Below are 23,916 nucleotides of genomic sequence, written 5' to 3' on the forward strand. Positions count from 1 at the left end.
TACCGAGCATACCGGCCATGATGCACATCCTTAATTCGTAGAAATTTGCGGGCTTTGCCGCTCTTGTTTCGCCGTGTCCGGGAAGTTCCGGCCAAGGCACTGATAAGAATCTATCGCGCCCTCGCCAAGACCGTCGATGGGGACAACTCCCCCACCGGATTGTGACGAGGAAATTTAAAGGATGGGAGGCTTACCGTTCGTGGTCCATGGTGCTTGCCACTTGCAGTTTGAACGCCTTGCCCCGGCCCACCACATAGCCGCGGCCCGGGATGAATTTGTTGTTGCTGACCCTCCCCAGCGGCGTGTTCATCAAGTTGTCCCCTTCAATGTCGCCCGGGTTCATGAGCAGCCCTCGGCGACCTGCCTTGAACAGTCCGGCGATATTCCAGGCCCCGGACCAGGTGGAGGTCTCCCCTTCACCCACCACGAACAAGTTGGCTTTGACGGCTGCCTTGATCAGCGTGACCAAGTCCATTTCCGCCTCTGAGTCGGCGAACTCCGTCACTCCTTCAATGAAGAAGGCAACAGTTTGGCTTTCGCTTTCCACCAGATCGATGAAGCGCTGCAGCTCGGGCTCCAGCTCTCCCGCAGTCACAATCGACTCGTCCCACACGCTCAAGTTGGCGATGGCTGAGCGACGCGAGCCGAAGTACACGCGCCGGGTACCCGGCGTCGAACGTTTCAGCGCTTCAGCCAGCGTGACAAGTGCCGTGGTGCGTCCCGACGACGGCGGCCCGGTGAGCATGAGCGCGCCGGTGGCGTTCAGGCCGGCCGGTTCCAGGTTGTAGTCGTCGACCCCGATGATCACATTGCCGGCGGAGGCAGCCGGGAGCACATTCAGATCCAGGTTCTCGGGCAGGGATTCGATCCTCGGGGCGGCCTTGACCCCCTGACGGCGCAGCGATTCGGCCAGACTTTCCACCTGCCTGGCCTGCAATGCCAGGTTGGAGGTGCCACCAAAAACGGCAATCTGGACTTCGCCGCCGTCGATCATGCCGCGTCCGGGCGGGGAGGCCGGGGTCAGGACATCGCGTGGCAGGCCCAGGTTGGAGTAGTCGTCCGTGGTGGCCAGCCGGAACACGAGCAGTCGCTGCACCGAGGACGCCAACGACGCCGGAAGCGACTTCGGGCTGTCACCGGCAATGACAATGTGCACTCCCATGGGACGGCCGTCGGTGGCGATTTGCTGCAGCGTTTCGAACTGGTTCATGCCCGTGCGGAATTCGTAGAGTTCACGGAACGTGGACAGCCCGTCCACCATGACGATGATGCGCGGCTCGTCCGGTTTGTTGGCGAGGCGGCGGTATTCGGCGATGGTGCCGGCCTTGACCTGGGCGAAGCTTTCGGCGCGTTCTTCAATGATGCCGCGCACGTAGCGCAGCAGCCGGCCCACGCGTTCGCCGTCCTCGGCGTTGATGATGCCGCCCACGTGTGGGAGCACTTCGAGCATCTGCAGGCCGTTGGAGGCGGCGTCGATCCCGTACACCTGCACGGGTCCACCACGCGGGGTGATCGCGGCGGCGATGGCAATGGTGCGCAACGCCGCCGACTTGCCCGAACCGCTGGCGCCCAGGATGGCCATGTTGCCGTCCTTGTCCGGTTCAAAGAACACGGTGGGTTGTGCCTGGTGCTCTGGGTCGTCCATGACGCCCAGCAACAGCTGCTCATCCGTGCGTTGTCCGGGCAGCTTGGAGAAGTCGTAAATGCCGGACAGCTCGCTCAGCCACGGCTTGCGGGGCGGCTTGACGCCCAGTTCCACGGCGGCCAGCGAAATATTGTCCACGACCTTGGAAATGTCATTCGGGCCTGCCGATTCCTCCACAGGGGCAGCCGCCAACTCCTGCTCCCACGCCGCACCGGAGCCAAAGTCCATTTCAACGATGTCAATGCGGGGGCGCTGCGGTGTGCGGGTGGTCCAGCCGCCGGCATAGCCGGTCTGGAAGCCCTGGATGCGCCCAGGGCCGGTTTTCGCCGCGCCGCGCCCCGGAATGGACGGGCTGAAGTATGCTGCGGTGTCTTCGCCGAGAATGTCCTTGGAGTCGTCCACATCGGCCATGCGCAAGGCAATGCGCATGTTCGTGTTGGCGCGCAGGCTGTCCTTGATGACGCCGGAGGGCCGCTGCGTGGCAAGAATCAGGTGCAGGCCCAGTGAACGGCCGCGGGCGGCAACGTCCACCACCCCGTCCACGAATTCTGGGACTTCCTTGGCGAGGGCGGCAAACTCATCCACCACAATGATCAACGACGGCGGAGCCTCGGGATCCGCTTCCCGCTCCATGGCGAGCAGGTCCTTGGCTTTTTTGCGGTTGAGCAGGTGCTCGCGGTGGTGCAGTTCCGCTCGCAGGGACGTCAGTGCCCGGCGCACCAGGTGCGGGGAAAGATCCGTCACCAGGCCCACGGTGTGCGGGAGTTTGACGCAGTCGGCAAAGGCGGCGCCACCCTTGTAGTCCACAAACAGGAAGGAAAGCCTGTCCGGGCTGTAGGCGGCGGCCATGCCCAGCACCCAGGCCTGCAGGAACTCGGACTTGCCGGCACCGGTGGTGCCGCCCACCAAGGCATGCGGCCCTTCAGTCTTCAAGTCAAGATACATGGGTTCAACACCCTTGGAACCGACCAGGGCGCGCAGGGAGCCCTGGTGTTTGCGGTTCTTCACGGCGCGGGAGGAGACGGAGTTGTTTTCCAGCCAGCGATCGGCGATGCCCGTGGTGCCTTCCACCAGGTCATGCCCGGCCAGGGCAACGTAGGAGACGCTGCGGGGAAGGTCGGAGTCGTCATCAACCGGTTTTCCGGCGTCCACCACCGGTGCCAGCATGCGGGCTAGTTGGGCGGCCAGTTCGGCGCTGACACTCTCACAGCTGACGGGATAGGTCAGCTGGCCCAGCCGGACCTGTCCGGTGGTGGCTGTTTCGGCAACGTGGACAAAGTCGCGGCAGGGAGCCGGCAAGGCTTCGACGGAACCGGCCACCCACAAGACATGCACGCCCACATCGGCGCCATGCTCCACCAACCGGGTCAGCCGGGCACGGTCAACCTTGACATCATCTTCAATGATGACCAGGAGGGACGGTGTGGACGGCGCGGGAATTTCGAGTTTCGCCGGGTCAAGTGCACCGCGGTGGGCTGCCCCGTGGGCGCTCATGTTGGCGCTGCGGGACAACAACAGTTCCTCCAGGGCGGCCAAGAGCACACCCCCGGCGCCGTGGCCGGATGCCAGGTGGTCCCCCGCCAGCGGCGAGTGCACCGAGCCCACGTGCGGGAGCCACTGCAGCCACTCCCAGCGTTCCTTGGACTCGGCGGACGTGATGGCCGCAACGGCCAGCTCAGCCGGGGAATGCAGTCCTACGGCCTGCAGCACCAGGGCACGGGCGACGTCGTCCACCACACCGCGCGGACCGGCCACGCCCAGGGCACCACTGGTACGCAATTGCGCCACCACGGGCACGGCATCAATGTCGGTGAATTCAGTCTTGATGTCCTGAATCTCGGCCATGTACTCGGGCAGGGTGTTGTTCTCGTTGGATACCTTGACAGGCGTGCGTGAGGGCTGACGGCCTACGCCGAGCCGTAGTGACAGGAACGACTTGTGCTCCGGCCGGTGCGTCCACATCATCGGACCGAGCTTGTAAATGGCGTCCACGGTCTCAGCCGTGGACGGGCTCTCAGCCAACCGCACGGCCCGTTCCACCTGTTGGCGGGCCGTCATTTGCCGGCGGAATTCCGTGACCGCTCCACGGAACTGGATCACGGCGTCCTTCGTCTCCCGCTTGATATTCGCCTTTTGGTCCAACCAGCTGCCGATCATCATCATCGGCATCATGGCAATGAACACGATGCTGAACACGCTTTTTGTGACAGCGAACATGACAGCACCCATGAGAACCGGGGCGATCATCATCACGAGCGGGAAGCGTTCACGCCGCGGCCGTTGCGGGCCGGAAGGAATGGATTGTTCCTCCACCTTGAAGTGCGGCACCACTCGCGGGGAGCGGTTGAATTCCACCAACGGGCTGCTGGGCCCCGATTGCGCGCCACGGCCAAGGCTCACAATGGACAGGGTGGTTTCACCCAGGGTCACCTCGTCGTAGGAGCCCAGGACGGCACGCGAGATCTGGGTGCCTTCCATCATGAGTCCGTTGGCGGAGCCGGTGTCCGAGATTTCAATCGTGTCCCCGACAGTGATGCGTGCGTGGCGTTTGGACGTCATGGGGTCGCTGAGGCGCACGTCCACGTCAAAGTCGCGGCCCACATAGCTGGTGCCTTGCGGCAGCGCGAATTCCTTCCCTGTGTCAGGTCCGGCAATGATGCGCACAGTGGCGGCGGCCGGGCCGCGGTCCTGATGCGGCACCGCGAAGGATTCGCTGACCTGGGTCAAGGACACCGTGGCACCGGGGCGCAGCCCGGATTCCAGCAGGTTGCCATCCGGCGGAAGCGTGCGGCCACGCACGCCGCCCACCACCGACTCCTCCACCAGCAGCGACAGGTTTGCCGGAGCTTGGGCTCCCTTGCGGGAAGGATCCGAGAGGTACAGCTCGGTGGCGATGTCCCCCACCGAAGCCAGGCCGTCCACCGTGACGGCCAGGTTCTTGTCCTCCTGCGGTTCACGCCTAAGCGTCAGCCTGATCCTCATTCATCGTCCGTTCCGCGTTGTGAATCCAGCAGGGGTAGGTCATCCGGGGTGACCAGGTGCGAGGTGACGGCATGCTCCACCAAGCGTGCACGCCTGTTCGTGGCCAGCTTTCCGCCGCCGCCGCGCAAGCCAACAACACCGACCCGGTCGAGTTTGTCGCACACATTGTCCAGCTTCCGGTTGAAGCGTGTGAGAGCCCAGCCGAGGCGTTTGGCAGCCTGTGCCGAGGACGGAATGGAGCTGAAGCCGGTTCCGCCGCGGCGCAGCATGGGCTCCGACAGTGCCACAATGAGGGCCTTCTGCGACGGAGTGAACACGACCGGCCCAATGGTGGTTGAACCGGCCGAGTCGTCATCCCGGCTTTGGGACATGAACGAGGGAGCCGCGAGGTGTACGGAAAATTCGTACGTGGTGGGCCCGGCCGTGAAGATCACGTTCGTCTGGCTGAACACCAGCGGAATGCGGGCACCGGGCGCCATCCAGGCCTGCATGCCCCCGGCGGCGTCGGCGATCGTTGCCGAGAGCATGGTGCCGGCGTTGGTCAGCCACCAAATGCCGTCGTACTTGCTCACCTCAAGGAATTTCCTGTGCAGGTAGGGGTTGTCGTCAACCTCTATGTCACCTTCACGGCCAATGCTGAAAATGGTCTCCGGCGACGGCTCGTACCATTCGCCACAAAAATCAATAGTCAATTCAGCCATGACGGCAACCCCCTAGTTTGCATGCTGTTTCTAGTTATCTCGGTAGTCGTTAGGAGCACTTCTTCAGCTCCGGCGACTTGTGGCCGTCCTTACGCACCAAGCTCACGGAGATGCAGGACTGGTCGTTGGGCCCGTTGACAACAAACACTTTTGTATCGATGGTCGGCTTGGGCACGCCCGAATCGACGGCACTGACCGAGGCCCACAGGTATATGTCGCCCTCCTGCGGGTCAGGGTTCGTCCAAGACCATTCAGAGCCGCCGTTCTTGGGCGTCGCGGTGAGCTCGGTGACCGACGGAACGTCCGCACCGATGACCAGCGCAGGCGGCGGCGTGACGCTCTGCTGCGTGGCGGCGTCGTCCTTCTTCGGGGCTCCCACATTGATAAACACCACAATGCCAACCACGACGGCGGCTACGAGCACCAGCCCCGAACCCAGTCCCAGCCACAGGCGTTTCCTTCCTACCGGTGCAGGAGCCGCCGCGTCCGGCTCTGCTGCCGTGTGGCCTGCCGGGGCGGCCCCGATCAGGTCGCTGCGCTGGACCGTGGAATCCAACACAAAGTCCTGGCCCCGTGCCGTTTGCCGGCCTGGGGCGGAGTCGTTCCATTGCGTGGGCGAGGCGATCTGTGAATAGTTTTTGCGTACGGTGGGGCCACCGGCAGTGTCCGAGAAGGCTGCCTCCGGGCTGCCAGCGGATTCAGACGGCAGGGTTTGACCGTTGCGGGTAAGTCCGGATGTGGATCCGGTAACGCCTGGAACGGTGTTGACCTGCGGAGGCGAGGTGAAGGAAGCGTCCCCTGCACCCGGCTTTGCGGTACCCACCTTCCCCGAACCCATCCCTGCCGAACCGGGGCGGGTCGGGAAGCTCGCACTTGAAGAGCCGTCCGGATCAATGGAGACAATGCTGCGCACCCGGGTGGATTCGCTGCCGTCATCCTCGCGTGCCTCGTGGGCAACAACCTCTTCCTGGACTTCAAAGGGGGTCACCGACAAGTTGAGGTCTGCCTGTACACGCATCAATGCACGGGCGAAGTCCTTCGCCGTTCCGTAGCGGGAACTGGGAGACTTGGCCATGGCCGTGGCCAGCACAAGTTCCAACGCTTCCGGAACATCGGCACGGCCCAGGCGCGGCAGCGCAGCGGAGCCGATCCTGTCCGTGAGCTGGCGCTGCGAGTTGTCCGCACCGGGGATGACAAAGGGCGAGTGCCCGGCCAACAGGGTGTAGATGGTGGCGCCCAAAGCCCAAATATCGACCTTGACGCCGTCGGTGGCACCAGTTCCAAAGGATTCCGGTGGCGACCACGGAATGGACATGCCGCCGCCGTCTTTTTGTGCGGAGTCCATGGTGCCGGAGATGCCGAAGTCGGTCAACGCAGGGCGGTTATAGTCGGTGACAAGAATGTTGGCCGGTTTAATATCCCGGTGCGCAATGCCTGCACGGTGTGCTGTTTCCACAGCGGATGCCACCTGGATGCCAATTTCCAATGCCTTATCGGCGCTGAAGCGGCCCTGCCGGTACTGCATGTCAAGGCTCGGCCGGGAACAGTATTCCATAGCCAGGTACGAGTGCCCGGAGTCGGTGATCTCTGCTTCGAAAATCGTGACGATGTAAGGGTGGGCCGACAACTGGGCCATGAGGTTTGCTTCAGACTCGAAGCTGGCCCGGGCGCCTTCGGTTTTTAAATCCGCAGTGAGCACCTTGACGGCAACCCGGCGCCGCGGCCTGTCCTGCTCATATAGGTAGACGTCAGAAAAGCCTCCCGAGCCCAGCACCGAGACAAATCTGTAACCCGGCAGTTGGGGCGGTGCCGCTGGCGCACGCTTGACACTCACAGTAGACCGTCGAAGAGCAGCGAGACACCGTCACCCAGTTCGGCAATGTCCCCATTGAGCAAAATAGCTTCCTCACCCTGGCTGAGGCGACGCGGGGACTGTCCCTCGCGAACCAGGACTGTGCCGTTGGTGGCTTTGAGATCCACCAGCAGCACATCCCAACCGTCCAGACGAACTTCCACGTGCGATCGCGAAATATCATCGTTTCCGCTCGTGACCCGGACCAGGCGGGGCATGGCCCCGCCCATGACGCGGGACACGGAAGGCTGGCGGCCAATGATCAATGAATGATCCAACTCGATCACTTCACCACTTGAAATATGCATGGTGCCCAGCCGGGGCCGGCCCACCTCACGCGGTTCGGAATTGATGCCGATGCCGCAATCCGAGCAAAGTGACCTGCTCGGCGGGTTGGCATGGCCGTTGGGGCACAGACGCGCCAAAACCATGGGTCCGCTCGGCGGACGTGAATCCAGGCTCTCGGTGACAGGCTGCGGCCGCGCCCCCGTGACATCGGAACGCATCACGGTGTGACCATCATGGTCCGGGTCATAGGGCTCGTCGCTGGGTGAGTGCGGTTCCGCAGTCGGTGCAACAGGTGCAGTAGGTGCGGCAGGCGTGGCGGCTGTAGCCCCATTGCGCCACGGAACTGAGTCGATCAACAGGCCGGCATTCTCCGTACCTTGGGCAAGTTCAGCGGATGCCTGGTTTTGCCAGCTGGACGGTCCGGGGTTTCGCGCCCCAGGCACGGAGCCCATGGCTGAAGATCCACCAGCCGCAGCACCAGCAGCCGCAAAGCCAACGGGTGAACCGGCAGCCTGTGACCGGTCCCCCTGCGCCGCGGAGTCCTGAGTACTGTCATCCTGAGCACCGGCAACCTGAGCACCGGGCTGTGCAGCATCCCCGGACGAGCCGGAATCTTCTGAGCCGTTGCGGGCGACGGGGAGCTGGGGCGGCAACGGCGGCATGGCATGCCCGGTATTCGCCTCCACCGGCTGGCCGTCTTCATCCAGACGCACCGCAGCGTCTTCAACACTTTTGGCGACAGTGGCCCCAAAAAGGTAGTCGTAATTGGTGGTGAATCCGTCGTCGGCAGCTTCCGCCGCCGCTACCGCGGACGTGTCCGGTGTTGGGTCCCCGGGAGTCTGATCCCCGGGTGCTTCTTCCTCAGGGGCCACCTCCGCCGGAGCCTCCAAAGCTGACAGTTCCCCATCCTCTTCCCGCTCCCGGGCTTCCCCCTGCTCAAGGTCTTCTCCCTGCTCAGGGCGAATGGTGCGGTTCAGGTCCGGTTCAACACTGTCCGGTGCATGCACGGGAGCTAGTTGAGCCGTCCATTCCGCATTCGCAGCCTCGGCGGCCATGGCAAAACCACCAGCTACCTGTGTTTCGCTGCCCTGTTCCTCGCCAACCGGCTCTTCACCACCGTGTTCATCCTCCAGCGGCTCCTGTTGCGCATCAAGTCCGTGTCCCGGCACCGGGTCCAGTTCCGGCTCCAGCTCCAGGCCCGGGTCCGGTTCCAGTTCCTTTTGCAGGGCAAGGGCCCCCTCCGCAGCATCGTCGTTGTCTACAGCTTGTTCAGCAGCAGCCTCGACTGGCGCGGACGCGACCAATCCGCCGTCGTGCGTGGAAAATGCGGAGGGGCCGGTAAGGTGCATGTTCAGCGACTGCAGGGCAACAACGGCCTCGCCGATCGGAAGCACCAGGGGTTCGCCGGTGATGCCGGGCTCGGCCATGGTCAGCACGAACGAGTTGGGCAGCACCAGTGAACGTTCGCTCCAGGTGGTGACGTCGCGGCCGGAGACCACGTCCTCGGCGTCCCCGGTGTACGCCAACAAGGTGATGTCTCCACGCAGAATGGCATGCAGGCGGTCGCTTTGGACCACGATGGCGAAGTCGGGCAACCCGGTGAGCCCGGTGCCGAATTTCTCCGTGACCTCGTTCAGCACGCCATGGATGGTGGGCTGGTGTCCGAGGAACTCCCAGAGGTGGGAAACAATGGCCGGGTCGGTCTGCCCGTGCAGGGCAATGACCGAGCCGTTGCGGACAATTCCCATCCAGGAACCTGTTCTATAGGTGGTGCTAACCATGATTCTCCTGCTGCAAGGGGGCTGCGGGCGCATCGGGCTCGGCAGCTTGTGGAACGGATGTGGGATTGGAGCCTTCAAGAGCGCTGCCGGAGGGGTTGCGGACGGATTCGGGGATGCTCTCAAGAACCTCGCTGGCAACAGGTCCGCTCGGCTCCGCTGTGGCAGTTTCATCCGCTGTCAACACACGCGGTAGGGTGTCGACTTCAACCGATTCGGCCGATGAGCCGTTGTTCAGGGTTTCCTCCCCCGCGCTGCCGTTGACGTTGCTGGCGTCGATCACCACGGCTGTGATGTTGTCACGGCCACCTGAGCGCAGGGCTGCTTGGATGAGTGCGTCAACCGCATCCTGGGGGTGGCGCAGGGTGCTCAGCGCCCGGTGGATCTCGCGCTCTCCCAGTTCCCCGGTGAGCCCGTCGGAGCACACCAGCATCCGGTCCCCCTCTTCCACCGGCACCAACCAAAAGTCGGCCTCCGTGACCGAGCCTGCACCCAAAGCACGCGTCACCACATGACGGCGCGGATGGACCAGCGCCTCTTCGGGAGTGATCAGGCCCGCGTCCACGAGCTCCTGCACCTCAGAATGATCCACACTGACCTGGGTAAGGGCACCTTGGCTCAGCCGGTAGGTGCGCGAGTCGCCCACGTTGAAAACCAGCCAATACGGCACGCCGCGTTCCTCCACCAGCACCACGCCGGAGACGGTGGTGCCGGCGCGGGCGTTGGTGATCTCACGGATCCGGGCATCGGCCTGGCGCAGTGCAAGCTGCAAGTCCGACGCCGTTGCCTCCCGGGAGCCTGAGCTCAGGACACGCTGGCTGCTCAAGACGGCGATGCACTCGCGGCTGGCAACCTCGCCTGCCTCGTGCCCGCCCATACCGTCTGCGACGCTAAAGAGCGGGTCGGCTGCGATGAAGGAGTCCTCGTTGAGTTCGCGGCGCAGGCCTCGATCAGTGCCGAAGCCAAAGCTGAGCCGGACGCCGGTTGAGGTTTTACCCGGAGCGTCTTGGTTGGGCGCGTTGGTGCCCGGCTTGTCTTCGCCCGTGGGTTCCACTTCCGCGCTCACGCGTGATCCACCACAAACGAGCGGTCGCCAAAGTGCACACGGGAACCAATTTCGGCCAACATGGGAGTCCCACCCACCAGCGGGGTGTTTCCTCCGCTGGCGCTGCTCAATGAGCTGCCGTTGGTGGAATTGCGGTCCGTCACCCACAGGCCTTCCGTGCTGATGCGCACATGAAGGTGTGTTTTGGACACGGATCGGCTGGAGTCGTGGACACGGATCAGGCGGGAAATCATTTCACCATCGTATCCGGCAGGGTTGCGCCCTATCAGGGCCACGGTGCTGATGTCCTCAGAACGCCCATCATCAAAAGTCAGGCGCAGGGCCAGCGGAACGTTGACGGCACGGATCCGAGTCTCCCCCGCGGCGTCGTCGTCATCGGCCGCGTTGGATGTTGGCTGAACGTGTTGCAACTGCTGAACCGGTGCTGCCGGTGCCGCCTGGGCAGGACGCGAACTACCCGGCACGGCCGTGATGGGACCCTGATCCACGGGGATCTCAGATTGCGGGGTCGACGGCGGCGCGAAGGGATTATTCTCCTGCAGCGGCTGCGTGGGGAACGTCTGTCCAGGCCGCAACGTCTGCCTTGGCTGGCCTTCGAAGGCCTGGCCGGGCTGAAGTGTTTGCTCTGGTCGAGGCTGCTGGATTGGCTGGTTCTGCTGCTGTGGCTGATTCAGTGGGAACTGCTGGTTTTGCTGCCCGTGGAACTGCACGGCAGGCGGAGCAAAAGGATCCGCCGCATTTTGCTTTTTGCGGCCCCTGCGACGTGCTGGCGGTGGAGCCGGAGCAGCGAAGTCTGCCGACTCCTGCACCGGACCGTTCTGAACCGGACTGCCTTGAACTTTGCTGCTCGGCGTTGGACTACTCGGTGTTGGACGAGCGAGCGGCGACCTCACCTCGGAAATGGTGGGAACCTCTGCTGGCACAAAGTTGGCCCGTTCAGCTATACCGCCAGTTTCGAGGGGATCACGGCCGGTTTTCACATTGAAGACGAGTGTGTGGGCCACCTTGTCGTGCCAGCCCTGCTTCTTGGCGTTCGAATCCCACGTGTTGGAGATGATCACCAGCAAGGGGCCGATGGTGGGAACAATGGAACTGACACCAATAATCAACAGGCGCAGGAAGATGGCCAGCACTCCGGCCGGGTGGCCTTCCATGTTGGTGGTGCGCAGTCCCAGCATGAGATTGCCGGGGGTCTTGCCCGACTTTGCCTCCCACAGCCACAACCAAATTCCGTAGCCCAGTGACAGCACACTGGCAATGCTTAGCAGGATCATCAACCACGTGAGATCCACTTGGGCGTAGCTCCCCGCTTGGGTGACCTTGATGAGGCTTGCGCCAATGCCAGCAGCCACCCCCACCAAAATGGCGGGCAGGATCCCGTCGATGAGCTTGGCTGCAAGGCGGCGTCCCGCACCTCCCGGAACCAGTGCCGTAGCGGCAGCGATCCTCGGGTCCACACCCATCTGGCGCGGCGCCACCAAAGGGTGGTTGGACGAGGTCCCCACAGGAACAATGCCCGGCAGCGACGTGGCAAAGGGCTGGTGGGCATGGCCGTCGGCGCCACCGCCGGCAAACCCGGCCGGGGTGCCCACAGCGCTGCCAGCCGGGCTGCCCGCAGCGCTGCCATCCGGGCCACCCAACGGCGCTGGGCTGCCCAACGGAACCGACGCTCCGGCAGGCGTGGCGGCGCGGTTTGTCACCGTGGTCCCGCACAGGGTGCAGAAGGCAGCACCGTGTGCAAGCACTGCCCCGCAATTCCGGCAGGGATCCGCCACTTTTTGCGCCATTTGTTTCGTACCCTTCTTAGGACTTCTTCATCAACCGGGCCAGTGGGCTGCGTTTCGCCGTCCCGCCCTGACCGTTGCCTGCATTGCTGTTCGCCTGGTCGCCAGCTTGCAAACTGCGCTCACGCGCCTTGCTCCGGGCACTCGACTTCACATCTGCCAGCAGCGACCTCGGGGAAAACTTTGCCCGCTGCCGCTTCCAGAATCCTACCGACTCGGTCATGCCCTTGACGGATTCGTCCACATTGTGCCAATAACTGACCACTTCTTCTTCACTGGGCTGGCCCGGGCCGAAGATGGCGGCGTCGGCACGCTCGGCCAGCAACGCCGTCGTTCCCTGACTTTCCGGGAACGCACTGTAGAGCGAAACGGCGGTCTCGCGCCGGGTCCCGTTGCCGTCGATCCCGGCACCCAGATCCGTGGCCAGGCTGAGCACCTCGGACCAGCCACCGCCCACCCTGTCGCTGGGCAGGCCGGTGGTGTGGCGTTTCTTCCGGCGGCGCGTCTTGAGCACCACCACCAGGATCAGCGGCAGCGCGATGATGAGAATGGGAATGGCTGCCACGCCCACAATCATCAAGATCATGCCGAAAATGCCGGCCTGCTGGTCCTTTTTGCCATCCGTGTCGAGCGCGTCAGGGGCGCTGTCCGGTGGCAGTTCAGCCGCTTCCTGCGGCGGTGGCGGCGGCTGCAGAACCTGCGGCTTGGGCTTGGACGCATTTTGCGGCTCTGGCGGGTTCGGCACATGGTCTTTGTCAGGGGTCGGGGAAAAAGGCACCCAACCGAGTCCGGCGAAGTTAACTTCAACCCAGGCATGAACGTCCGCGCCCTTGATCTTGGCGTTCTGGGCACCGTTCAGCGGGTCCTTCTCATCAAGGTAGAAGCCCATGACCACGCGTGCGGGAATCCCCAAGTGGCGGGCCATCAGCACCATCGCGCTGGCATACTGCTCGTCGTCACCCACCATTTCCTTGCCGCTGAGCAGCTTCGTGATGCGTGCAGCACTGTGTCCGGAGTTGGAAGGGGTCTGCCCCTCAAGGCCGTTGCTGAACTTGCCCTCGCGCTGCAGTGCACCCTCCAGCGCTTGCACCTTCTTCAGCGGAGTGTCAGCCTCACCGACAATTTCATTGGCTTTCGTGGCCACAACCTGCGGCACGTTCTCCAACTTGGGCAGGCGCACGGAGCCAAAGTCGGATCCGGCCAGTTTGTTGCCGTCAACTTGAGGGAACTCCACGTCCATCGTGTACGAATCGCCCTTGGCCACGCCTTCAAGATTCAGCGCGGTGCCGGATTCCTTGTTCAGGTACAGCGTCGGGGTCTTGCCTTGGGCGCTTTCATAGCGCAGGCTGTGGGCCACCAGGAGGCTGGGAATCCACACTCCCGTGTAGCCGTCAATGACAAGGTCGACGTCGGACCCGGTCCCCTGCCCGTCCTGGTTCAGCGCCGTGGGGTCCCCAATCGGGGAAAAGGAGGCGGAGCTGTTGGGGTCCACGTTGAACACGACGCCGTCGTAGTTGTCCATGGCGGCCACGCGAACACGGCCGTTCTTGGGCAGGCCCGCAACCTCAAAGAGGACGGTGTCCTTTTCATTCTTAACGTAGTCGCGGAACTTGGTCAGCGGAGAGGGCAGCTGATGCAGGTCCGGCGGCGGGATCACGGCGTCGCGCAGCACCTCGCGGCTGGTGCTTGTAGTCAGGACGGGGGCGGCCGCCATGGTGACTGCCCCTGCTACCAGAATGACACCGGCAGCCATGCCGACGCGTCGCAAGAAGGACGTCCGGGCACTGTCCTTGTCCTGGACCTGCTGGTTGGCTGAAATTGCGCCTGCCATTTCACGGCGCAGCAGTTCATGCCGGTAAGCCAGCCACACGATGGCCACGATGGCCAGCAGCGAACCGCGCAGCACCGGGAGGAACACCTGGGCCGTGCCAAAGATGATGGCGGTGATGAACAAAAGCAGCACCGGGATGATGGCCCAATAGGCGTTGCGAAGCCGCCACGCCAAAGTGCCGGCAACCACGGCAGCCACAAAGGCTGAAAGGTACGGGACCACCATGACATCAACGCTTGTGCCCACCGGGGCGGCGAGCGTCAGCAGTTGCTTCCACGACAGCATGATGCCCAGCAGCAAGCCGCGCAAAGAGGACAGGCTGGGGATAAAGCCGAGGATGGCTTCATGGGATGCGGCCAAGGCACTGCCGAAGAACATGTAAACAACGAAGGCCACCCCCACCATGGTGATAAGGCCCAGCCGCCAGTGCGCGCCCAGAACCGCTACACCAAGGCCCAGTACAATGGCGCCAAAGCCGGCCAGCAGGTAAAGGGGGTCGTGACCAAACGTCGGTCCAAAACCCAGCACGCCAATGCCCAGCAACACTGCCAGCACGGCTGCGTCGATGAGGAAATGCCACCACAGACGGCTGCCACGGAATGCTGAACGACGACGCAGGGCAGCGCCACGTTTTTCGTGCGGATGCTTGTCCTGGGGCTGCGCTACCGCGCTCTTGGGCGCGCTCATGCGACAGCCTTTCTCAAAAGGATGGACAGATCATCAAGGTCGCCCAGCGTCAGGACGGTGAGATCGGCAATGTTGGCGCGCGCTGCTCGCGCACCCGTGTAGCAGCGCACGGCAAACGCACGAACACCCGGCGGCACCGAGGCTGCCGCACTGCGCAACTGCGCGGGGGTCACCTTCGAACCGACCACAAGGAACACCACGGAGGCGTTGGGCACGGCGTCCGAAAGGGTGCGGGCCAAGTCCACCGAGGTGCCGCGACGGTTGAATCCCTGCAGTCGGGTCATGTCGTCGAGAAGATTTTTGCCGGTTTCGCAATGCATCGGCCCACGCTGAGTCAGCACGCTGAGCTCGCGGTTCTCCTTGATGGCCTGGCGGCCCAGCGATGCGGCAGTCGAAATTGCCAACTCGAAATCGTCGTCGTGCTCGTATTCATCCGTGTTGACGGACAGGGCGACGGCCATGTGCGAGCGGCGCGTCTCCTCAAACTGACGCACCATGAGCTTGCCGGTGCGGGCCGTGGTTTTCCAGTGAATATGGCGGCGGTCGTCCCCAGGGACGTAGTCGCGCAGCGCGTGGAAGGCAATGTCTGAGCTGGACAGGTCCCTCGTGGTGAGACCTTCAAGGTCCTTCAAGAACCCGGCAGCAGGGCCGGCGAGGGACGTGGTGCGCGGGTGCACATACAGGTCCGTGGGGTCGGTCCATACCAGTTGGCGGCGCAGCAGTTGCAAAGGGTCCGCCCGCACGGAGCGAACGGGGCCCACGGTGATAACGGCGCGGCGGGTGGTGGGAATCGTGAACAGGTCCTCGTGGACTTCGCCCGCCTTCATGCGCGGCAGGTGGAACAGTGCAGTAGCCTGGCCCACGGGAAGTTCCAGGGCGGCTGGCAGCACCGTGTGGGCGGAGGTATTGGCCACGGCGATGCTGCCCACGGCGTTGTCCCCCACGGCAACGCGGGTGCGTGCCAGATCAAGTTTCACCGCGTACATGGACTTGCCCAGGATGAACGCGATGGCAATGAGCAGCAGCACCACCGCCAACAGGCCGGCCACCTTCGCTTCCTGCCAGCCAAAAACGCCGCCAAGGATCCACAACACCACCGCCGCACCAAGGACCACGTACCCCAGCGTGCTGATGGTAGCCAAGGCTGGGGCAATGTAGCGCCCGTACCAGGCCCTGACTTTGGCCCACACGGGCGCCACATAGATTTTGGCGACCGCGACCGCTTCACGCCACAGCGATGCTGGGTGCAGGCGGGTGGGCTTTCCTTCGCTGTGGAACGGCCGGGAGAGGATGTTCCCGACCTTTCCTGCGCTGGATTTGATGCTCATCTTAAACCTTTGACTGAATGTGCTGATGCCGTGTTGCGAAGTGGCTGCGTGCTGGAATTTTAGACAGAGGCACGCTGTTGGGGTGCGGCCACTTCGGCCATGACCCGTGCCAGCACCACCTCGGGGGTGGCTCCGGCGAATTCAGCTTCCGGGTCCATGACGAAGCGGTGCGTCCACACGTAGGGTGCGAGTTCCTTCACGTCGTCAGGCAGGACGTAGTTGCGGCCCTTGGCTGCAGCCCACACCTTGGCGATGCGTACCATGGCGATGGCGCCGCGGACGGAAACGCCCAAACGGGTTTCCGGTGCGGTGCGGGTCTCTTCGCACAGGCGGGAAATATATTCCAGCACCGCGGCATCGGTGTGGGTGGTGGCGGCCAAGTCGGCCATTTCCGACACCGCCTGCGTTGTGATGATTGCCTGAAGCGTCGACGTCCGGTCGCGCTGGCTGGCACCGGAGAGCAACTGCACAGTGGAGGCGTGGTCCGGGTAACCAATGGAGGTCTTGATCAGGAAACGGTCCAGCTGGGCTTCCGGCAGACGGTACGTGCCAGCCTGCTCAATGGGGTTCTGGGTGGCGAGCACCATGAACGGACGGCCAGTCTCATAGGTGGTGCCATCCATGGTCACGCGGGACTCTTCCATGACCTCCAGCAATGCTGACTGGGTCTTGGGTGAGGCGCGGTTGATTTCATCAGCCAACACGATGGTCGCAAAAATAGGTCCCTGGTGGAATTCAAATTCCTGGGTTTTTTGGTCGTAGATCATGACGCCGGTGACGTCGGAGGGCAGCAGGTCGGGGGTGAACTGTATGCGCGAGTTGGTGCCCTTGACCGTAGCCGAAAGGGCCCTGGCCAGCATGGTCTTGCCCGTGCCCGGTGCGTCCTCGAACAAAACGTGGCCTTCGGCGAGCATGGCCGCAAGAGTCAGGCTGATGACGTGGGACTTGCCCAGGATCGCCTGGCCCACGTTGGCCACCAACTTCTCAAATGTTCCTGCAAACCACGTAGCCTGTTCCGGCGTCATGGACATAGTTCATCCTCTTTCAATTTTGTGAATTCGGGCATTACTTGCGCAAAAACCTGAATTAGTTTATCCATTAATTGGTGTTACTCGCTATTAGGGCTAATGCACGGCTTAATTCCACCCGGCAGGCCCGGCCACTGAGGCGCTAGCACTCCGGCATGCCTGGCACTGCTGACAAGTTGGTGGACAAGGCCTTCACAAACTGCCAGGTGCTGTAGCCGGGAGTGGTGATGTGGTACCACTTGTGACTGTTGTCCCTGCCGCCCCAGTACTGATAGCAGTTGACCTGCACCGGGGTGTTGGCCTGCAGCCACTGCGACGTGCAGGTGGCAGGGCTGCCGGCGGTGAAGTGGTCACCGACCCCCGCGGCCTTCTCCAAGCAGCTCTGTGGTGACACCTCAATGGTCCAGGAGGTGACCTTCGGCGGAGTCTTGGCTCCGCTCTGCGGCTTGACCGTTTGCACCGGACCAAAGCTGCCAATGGAGTTCACCGACCTCGCCTCAATCGTGGCCACGGTGCTGAAGCCTCCCGTGTTGAAGGACGCGCTGCCGTTGCTGGTCTTGGCCGACCATGCCCCACCGTTGATGCGGACTTCCACCCGCACCGCGTCCACGGCCCCACCGGGGATGCTCCATGCGTAGCTGACGGACTGGTTGTCCGCACCTCCGTTGGTCCCGCTGAGCCCTGCCGTGCCCGGAGCACCGTAGGGCACCACGGCGCCGGATGGGGTGGAAGCATTCCCTGCCGTTGCAAAAGCGGTTGACTTCGCATAGACCGTCACCGTGGTGTTGCTGCCGTTGGTGGCTGGCACGGTTCCGCCGAGAACGATGGCAATATTGGATCCCCCGGGCGTCACGTTGGCGAAGTAGCTGATCTCCCCCGCAGTGGAGCCGCCCATCGCTGCCCCGCTGAGCGGGGTGAAGTTGACGGTGATGCCACCTCCGGCGGCGCCGGTGTTGGCCGCGGCAATAGTGGGAGTCCCCACTGTTCCCGGTTTGCTCACCGAACGCCTACCGGCTGACGGGGCGCTGGCGTCCGACGCCGACACTTCAGTTGCGGCCACAACCCGGAAGCTGTAGCTTCCGGTTCCGTTGGGCAAGCTGACGGTGGCACTGGGGTTCGTGGTTTTCGTGGACTTTTGTGCCGCACCGTCCAGGTAGGTGGTCAGCGTGTAGTCCTTCAACTCACCGCCGTTGAGGTTGGGTGCGCTCCAGTCGACCCGCACTTGGTTCTGGCTGCCAACGGTGTCCAACAACGCCGTGGTGGGTGCGGCCGGAGCGAAGGGCTTGCCCGCAGGCTTGACAGGTTTGGAGGCATATTCGCTCCACGCCGACGGTTTCGGTGCACTGTTGACGGCCTGCACACGGAAGGTGTACTCGGTCCCGTTCGTCAATCCCTTCCAAGTGAGCTGGTTGCCTTTGACACCGGTCCGCTGCGGATTCTGGCCAGCAGGCACCGGCGAGATCTCAACGTTGAATGACTTGACGGCCGAGTACTCGCCCACGGGCGTAGTCCAACTGACATCGAGTTGCGTGTCGCCGCGAACAACGATCGGCGCCGCTGGCTTGTCCGGCTGCTGATCAGGAGTAGCCGGGGCGGATGGTTTGGAGAACGCGGACTCCCCCACGGCATTCTTCGCACTCACGCTGAACGTGTAGGGTTTCGCGTTCTCCAGACCCGTGATCAGGCAGGTGTTCGTGGCACATTCCTGACTCACCCCGTCGCTACGCTTGACCGTGTAGCCCGTCAGCGGCGAACCGTTGTCAACGGGCGTGCTCCACTTCAACAGCACAGACTTGCTCTTGACTTCCTGGACCAGTGCAACCGCAGGAACCGCTGGCTTGCCCTTCACGTTCATGGTGATGAGACCGGTGACCTCACGTGCCTTGTCGCCGGTTTTATCAGCCACCGTATAGCTGACCACCACGTTTCCGGTGAAGTCTTCCGGCGCCTGAACCGTGACTTTGTCCCCCGCCACGGCCACTTGGGTGCTGGGCGCACCTGTTGTCAGCTTGGCGTCGAGCACCTTCAAGGCGGTGTCAGGGAAGGGGTTGACGTCATTGGCCAGCACAGGCACGGTTTCAAGACGGCCGGCGTGGGCGTCCGGGACGGAGTCGTCATTCGCCACTGCCTTGGGCTTCGTCGAGGACGTCACGCTCACACTCACCGCCGCCGCCACTGGCGGGTTGTGTCCGTCGTCCACCGAAATACCCAAGGTGGCGACCGAACCGAGCGCAGCATTCTTTCCCGCTTCCACGGTGAGTGTGCTGCCGTCGAGCTTGGTGGAGAGTCCTGCCGGCACGTCGCCGGAAAGGGCAAACTTCAGTGCATCCTTTTCGGGGTCGCTGGCCAACAACGCCAGGTTGACGGTGCTGGATTCCAGTTGTGCCACGGTCAGCGAAGTGCCTTGGAGCTTGGGGGCCAGGTTCTTCGCGGGGGCGGGGGCCACCTCGGTCATGATGGTCAGCGTAGATTTCAAGCCCGCGGGATCATCGGGACCGGTGCCATCGGTGACCTCAAAGGTCATGGACCCAGGTCCGTAAAAGTCGAGCTTGGCAGCATATTTCAGCCCGGCGCCGTCGGCCGTGACAGCATTGCCGGTGTCAGCGCCGATCATCTTCACCTTCTCCGCCACGGTGATCCGCGGGGTCCGGCCGGGGCGCACCTTCACATACTCGGACAGTTTGGCGATTGCGGATTCCCCCGCCTGGACCTTGATGACGTCGTGGCTGGCCAACACCGGGTACTGTGCGTCCAAACCGGGCACCCACACGATGGCCGTGGAGGCGAGTTTGTCCTGGTCGGTGACCGTGTACGGCACCATCTGGGGCTGCGCAGTCAGCGTGACGCGCAGTGTGCCGTCGGAATTCACCGAGGCATTGGGATTTGGCAGGGTCAACGTCACCTTGAGTTGCTCGGCAACACCGTCGGGGTCCTCGTCGTTCTTCAGCACGGGCACATCGACGGTATTCTTGCCCAGCGCTTCCGCCACGGTGACCTCGTCGTCGCGGGCGATGGGCGCGCGCAACGGCGCGTCCGGGGTGACCGTCATGCGGATGTTCGCCGTTGACGTGGCACCTGTTGGATCGCCCACCGTGTACCCCATGGTGGCAATGCCGGAGGCGGCGGGGCTTGTCAGCAGCACGCGTCCCAGCTCCGTCACGGATGGTGCCATCTCTTCAGGGCCGTTGAAGCCGTCCTTGAGCACGAACAGCGCGTCGGCATCGGGGTCGGTGTCATTGAGCACCACGTCCAGGGCCACCTGGCGGCCCGGGCGCATGGAGATGAAGTCGTCGGCGGCTACCGGTGGGCGATTGCTGGAGTCTTGCGGGGCAATACCCACTTCCACGGTGCCGATGGCTTCGGCGCCCAGACGGTCTCTGACCTTGTAGGTGAATTTGTCGGTCCCGGCGGAGCTACCAGCAGCCGTGTACACAATGAAGCCCTTGCCTGCCACCGCCGTGCCCAGGGTGGGGGCAATGTCAATGCCGGCCAGCTGGACAGAATCGCCGTCGGGGTCAATCCCGTCCAACGGGATCTGGATCTTCGCCTGGCCGCCGGCAATGACCCTGCCTTGGACGTTCTTCGGTGCCGGGGGCAGGTTCCGTTCCGGGTCGGCGGCAATGATGTTGATGGTCACCGAGGCCGAGTCCGACTGCCCGGAAACGTTCGTGACCTTGTAGATGGCTGTCACCGATCCGGGGGTTTCACCGGCAAGGAAGCGCAGCGAGTTTTGATCCACCCACAGCTTGCCGCTCTCGGCGGCAGGGGCGTCCGTGATCTCCGGGTGCTTGAGCGTTTCACCATTGGGGTCGAAGTCATTGGCGAGCACCGGGATGCGCACCACGTCCCCGGCACGGACATCGGCCACATCGGGGCGTGCCACGGGCGGCTGCAGCGTCGAGGCGGAGGGGATGCGGACGACGGCGATGGCACCCTTGGATGTGCCCTGGCCGTTGGAGACCGTGTAGCCGATGGTGACAGGGAGGCCGGGGTTGCGGATGTCGGTAATCTTTACCACGTTGTGTTCCAGCACCGTCACTGAGACTCCGGCATCTTCAGGTACGTCAACGCCGCGCACCACGAGCACGCCGCCGGCCGGGTCGGTGTCATTGCCCAGCACATCCACCAGGACCGTTCCGCCCACGGGTAGCAGCGCCATGTCCTTCACGGCGATGGGGGCAAGGTCCGCTTGCGACGGGACCACGTCGATACGGATCAGGCCGGTGGCGCTCTGCGGCCCGTTGGTGACCTGGTAGCTCAGATAGTTGGGACCGAGAGTGTCCGAGGAGAACGTGAACGTCCCGTTGTCGGAAATGGCTGACGTGGTGCCGTTGGTGGGCTTGTCGATGCTGGCCAGGCGTAGTTCCCCACCCAGCGGGTCTTGGTCATTCTTCAACGGTTCCACGAGCGCGCTTTGGCCCACCACCACGCGCACATAGTCGGCATTGGCCACAGGGGGTACACCGGCGGCGGGCAGCACGTTGACCTTGATCTTCTTTTCCACGATCTCACGGGTGTCCGAGACCTTGATGGTCACCGTCCGCAGTCCGCTGGAGGAGCCGTCGTCCGTGTAGCTCAGCTCCCCGTCCGGGGTGAACTTAACCTGCCCCGTCTCCTCCGCCGAGGTGGCGTCGACGAGGAAGATATTGTCCCCGTCGGGGTCGATCATGTCTGCCAGCACGTTTTGGCTGATGGTCTGGCCTTGGGCCACCACCATGGTGGTGGCGCGCAGGGAAACGGGTCCCGAATTTTCGGTTTCAGGGACCACGCGTACGCTGACGGTGCCTGTGGCGGTGCCACCGCGGCCGTCGTCGTTGGTGTAGCTGAACGATTCCGTACCGGCAGGGGCATCGGGGGGCACCACCAACTGCAGCCCAGTTCCGCCGTACACGGTTTGCAATGTCCCCGCCTTGAGCTCTGTGGCGCTGTCCCGCACGGTCAGTACATCGCCGTCCGGGTCGGAGTCGTTGTAGAGCACGGGCAGCAGCGTGGTGCTGCCGGCGCGGACGCCAAACTGGTCCGGTTCGGCCAGCGGCGGGCGGTTGGGTTTGGTACGGTCCGGCAGCGTGTTCACCACGTTGGGATCGGAAGAATCCTTGTCGGCGTTATCGGCATTCTTTTGGTCAACTGTGAGGTCGTCCCAGTTGTTCACCAGCATCATGTTTTGGTTGACGAGCCACACGTCGCCGCCTGCGGTGTCATTGAGCACCACCACGTCTCGGTTCCTTCGGAACACGAGGTCCGAGGCGGCCGTGGCCTTGGGGATGCTGACGGGCTTGGAGTCCCCGCCCGGGCAGTGGAACAGGTACTGGTTGGAGCCGTTCCAAGCGCCGTGCACGCAGCCGCCCTGTTGCACGGGTGCAATGGGCCGGCCCAGCGAACCGACATCCACGTTCGTCGCCTGCCCACCGTCCAGCGGCTGAAGCACCAGCGCCTTGCCGGTTTCCAGCGCCACAAAGTCGCTCTTGTCACTGCGCTGCTGCAGGCTGGCACCCTTGGCATCGGGGATCACCACGTGCTTGTTGCCCGGCAGGAACACGGTGCCGGTCTCGGGGTCCAGCACCACGGCCTTATCCCCCACCACGGTCATCAGCAGCTTGCCGGAATCCGGCAGCCCCTCCACGGCTTCTTCCTTCGCTTCAACGACCTTGCCGTCCCCGCCCACCAACGCCCGCGTGAGCACGGCGGTGCTGGGGTTGAGCACAAATACTTCACTGGCGCCGTCGTGCGTTGAAAGTGCGACGGCGGCCCGTGCGTTGGAGATCTTCGCCAGGATGGGCTTGCTGGTTTTCTCATCGAACGAGCTGGTCTCGCCGTTGGGCACGGCCCACACCTTGCCGCCGGCAGGGTCGGTGACGACGGTGATGTCGCTGCCGAGGGACAGTGCCTTGGTCCCACCCAAGGCGGTGTCCTGGGTCAGGGTCATGGCTGGCACGTCCACGTTGTTCAGCAGCGTGCCGGAGTCGTTGTCCATGAACACGGTGCCGGCGTCCTGCAGCACGTCAAAGCCGGCAGTGGTGGCGGTGAACCCGCCGTCAAGGACCTTGGAAGGGACGTTGAGGTGACCCACCATGTTGATGTTGCGGTTCGTCACCCACACGCTGCCGTCGTTCAGGTCCACGTCCGCCGTGCTGAAACCGGGATAGATCAGCGCACCGGCGACGACGGCTGCGCCCATCACTGCCGCGGCGGAAACGGAGAAGAATCGTTTGCGCGTGTTCTTGTGGTCGAAAACGTTTAATGCCATGAAAAGACCCTTAGCTCAGCCGGTGGGTTGGAAGCGGCTGGAAAAACTTGTAAAAAGTGTGGTGCTGCGTGACGTGTGGCGCTGGCGGTGCAGCATTCGGCCTTTGGGCCACTGCCAGTTTTCCCGATGCCGAAGAACCCTGCAATGGGGAGTTGTGCCCGTAGGGGTCAACTCCCCATTGCAGAGTATCTTGTCAGCAGCGACGGGTGCACACTAGCCGCAACGGATGTTGCCGCCGTTCTGGTCCCGCACATCCACGGTCTGGCCCTTCACCCAACGGCCAGCCTGGGGACCGCTCGACATGACGTACCAAGCACCACCGTTAGCGCACCCGGAGACCTGCACCCAGCCATCGGCGTAGTCAAGCCACTTTCCGCCCAGGTTCACATTGCCTCCCGGGGACACGACACGATCACACGTCGCAGGGTTGGATGAGAAGTTGTTGCCCTCACCGGCGGCTTGGGTGCATGAGTGCCAATCTCCAGCCATCACACGAACCTCGGTGATCTTTGGCAGCGGCGGATCGGGCGGGCCTCCGGACTTGGCCGCCACAGCGGGCGAGGCGGCACCACAGCCACCGGCGTTGCAGGCGCGTACGCTCAGCGTGGCAGTTTCGTTGTATCCGCCAGTGGCTGTCGAGTAGCTCGTGGCCGTGCCACGGCTGGTCCAGCCAGCCCCGTTCAGGCTGCTTTCATAGCG

General features: G+C 63.5%; 11 protein-coding genes. All 11 read right to left on the reverse strand.

Features of this window, described 5'->3' with window-relative positions; all coding sequences use genetic code 11:
- Positions 1-190: 190 nt before the first annotated feature.
- The gene (locus tag Q4P21_RS09735; RefSeq protein ID WP_303388577.1) at positions 191-4,627 is read right to left on the reverse strand and encodes an FtsK/SpoIIIE domain-containing protein; all 4,437 of its coding nucleotides are present in this window, start codon (positions 4,625-4,627) and stop codon (positions 191-193) included.
- A complete protein-coding gene (locus Q4P21_RS09740; RefSeq protein ID WP_303388578.1) occupies positions 4,624-5,328 on the reverse strand; it encodes a hypothetical protein in 705 nt (234 codons plus the stop codon). The genes Q4P21_RS09735 and Q4P21_RS09740 overlap by 4 nt, the downstream gene beginning before the upstream one ends.
- Positions 5,329-5,377: 49 nt before the next feature.
- Entirely contained in the window at positions 5,378-7,162 is a 1,785-nt protein-coding gene (locus Q4P21_RS09745; RefSeq protein ID WP_303388579.1) for a serine/threonine-protein kinase, read from the reverse strand.
- Positions 7,159-9,249 carry an FHA domain-containing protein gene (locus Q4P21_RS09750; RefSeq protein WP_303388580.1) on the reverse strand — a complete coding sequence of 697 codons (2,091 nt, stop codon included), beginning with the start codon at positions 9,247-9,249 and terminating at the stop codon, positions 7,159-7,161. Before Q4P21_RS09750 ends, Q4P21_RS09745 begins: the two co-directional genes overlap by 4 nt.
- The gene (locus tag Q4P21_RS09755) at positions 9,242-10,312 is read right to left on the reverse strand and encodes a PP2C family serine/threonine-protein phosphatase (RefSeq protein ID WP_303388581.1); all 1,071 of its coding nucleotides are present in this window, start codon (positions 10,310-10,312) and stop codon (positions 9,242-9,244) included. The genes Q4P21_RS09750 and Q4P21_RS09755 overlap by 8 nt, the downstream gene beginning before the upstream one ends.
- Entirely contained in the window at positions 10,309-12,099 is a 1,791-nt protein-coding gene (locus Q4P21_RS09760; protein ID WP_303388582.1) for an RDD family protein, read from the reverse strand. Before Q4P21_RS09760 ends, Q4P21_RS09755 begins: the two co-directional genes overlap by 4 nt.
- A gap of 16 nt (positions 12,100-12,115) precedes the next feature.
- Positions 12,116-14,614, reverse strand: coding sequence for a transglutaminaseTgpA domain-containing protein (locus Q4P21_RS09765; RefSeq protein ID WP_303388583.1), 2,499 nt, complete (start codon positions 14,612-14,614; stop codon positions 12,116-12,118).
- Positions 14,611-15,942, reverse strand: coding sequence for a DUF58 domain-containing protein (locus Q4P21_RS09770; RefSeq protein ID WP_303388584.1), 1,332 nt, complete (start codon positions 15,940-15,942; stop codon positions 14,611-14,613). Before Q4P21_RS09770 ends, Q4P21_RS09765 begins: the two co-directional genes overlap by 4 nt.
- A 59-nt stretch (positions 15,943-16,001) precedes the next feature.
- The gene (locus Q4P21_RS09775) at positions 16,002-16,973 is read right to left on the reverse strand and encodes a MoxR family ATPase (protein ID WP_303388585.1); all 972 of its coding nucleotides are present in this window, start codon (positions 16,971-16,973) and stop codon (positions 16,002-16,004) included.
- A 139-nt stretch (positions 16,974-17,112) separates the two neighbouring features.
- On the reverse strand, positions 17,113-23,217 hold the full coding sequence (locus Q4P21_RS09780) for an Ig-like domain-containing protein (RefSeq protein ID WP_303388586.1): 6,105 nt from the start codon (positions 23,215-23,217) through the stop codon (positions 17,113-17,115).
- Positions 23,218-23,430: 213 nt separating this feature from the next.
- A partial coding sequence (locus tag Q4P21_RS09785; protein ID WP_303388587.1) for a hypothetical protein occupies positions 23,431-23,916 on the reverse strand: 486 nt, incomplete at its 5' end.

The organism is Arthrobacter sp. (assembly GCF_030540645.1).
Lineage (GTDB): Bacteria > Actinomycetota > Actinomycetes > Actinomycetales > Micrococcaceae > Specibacter.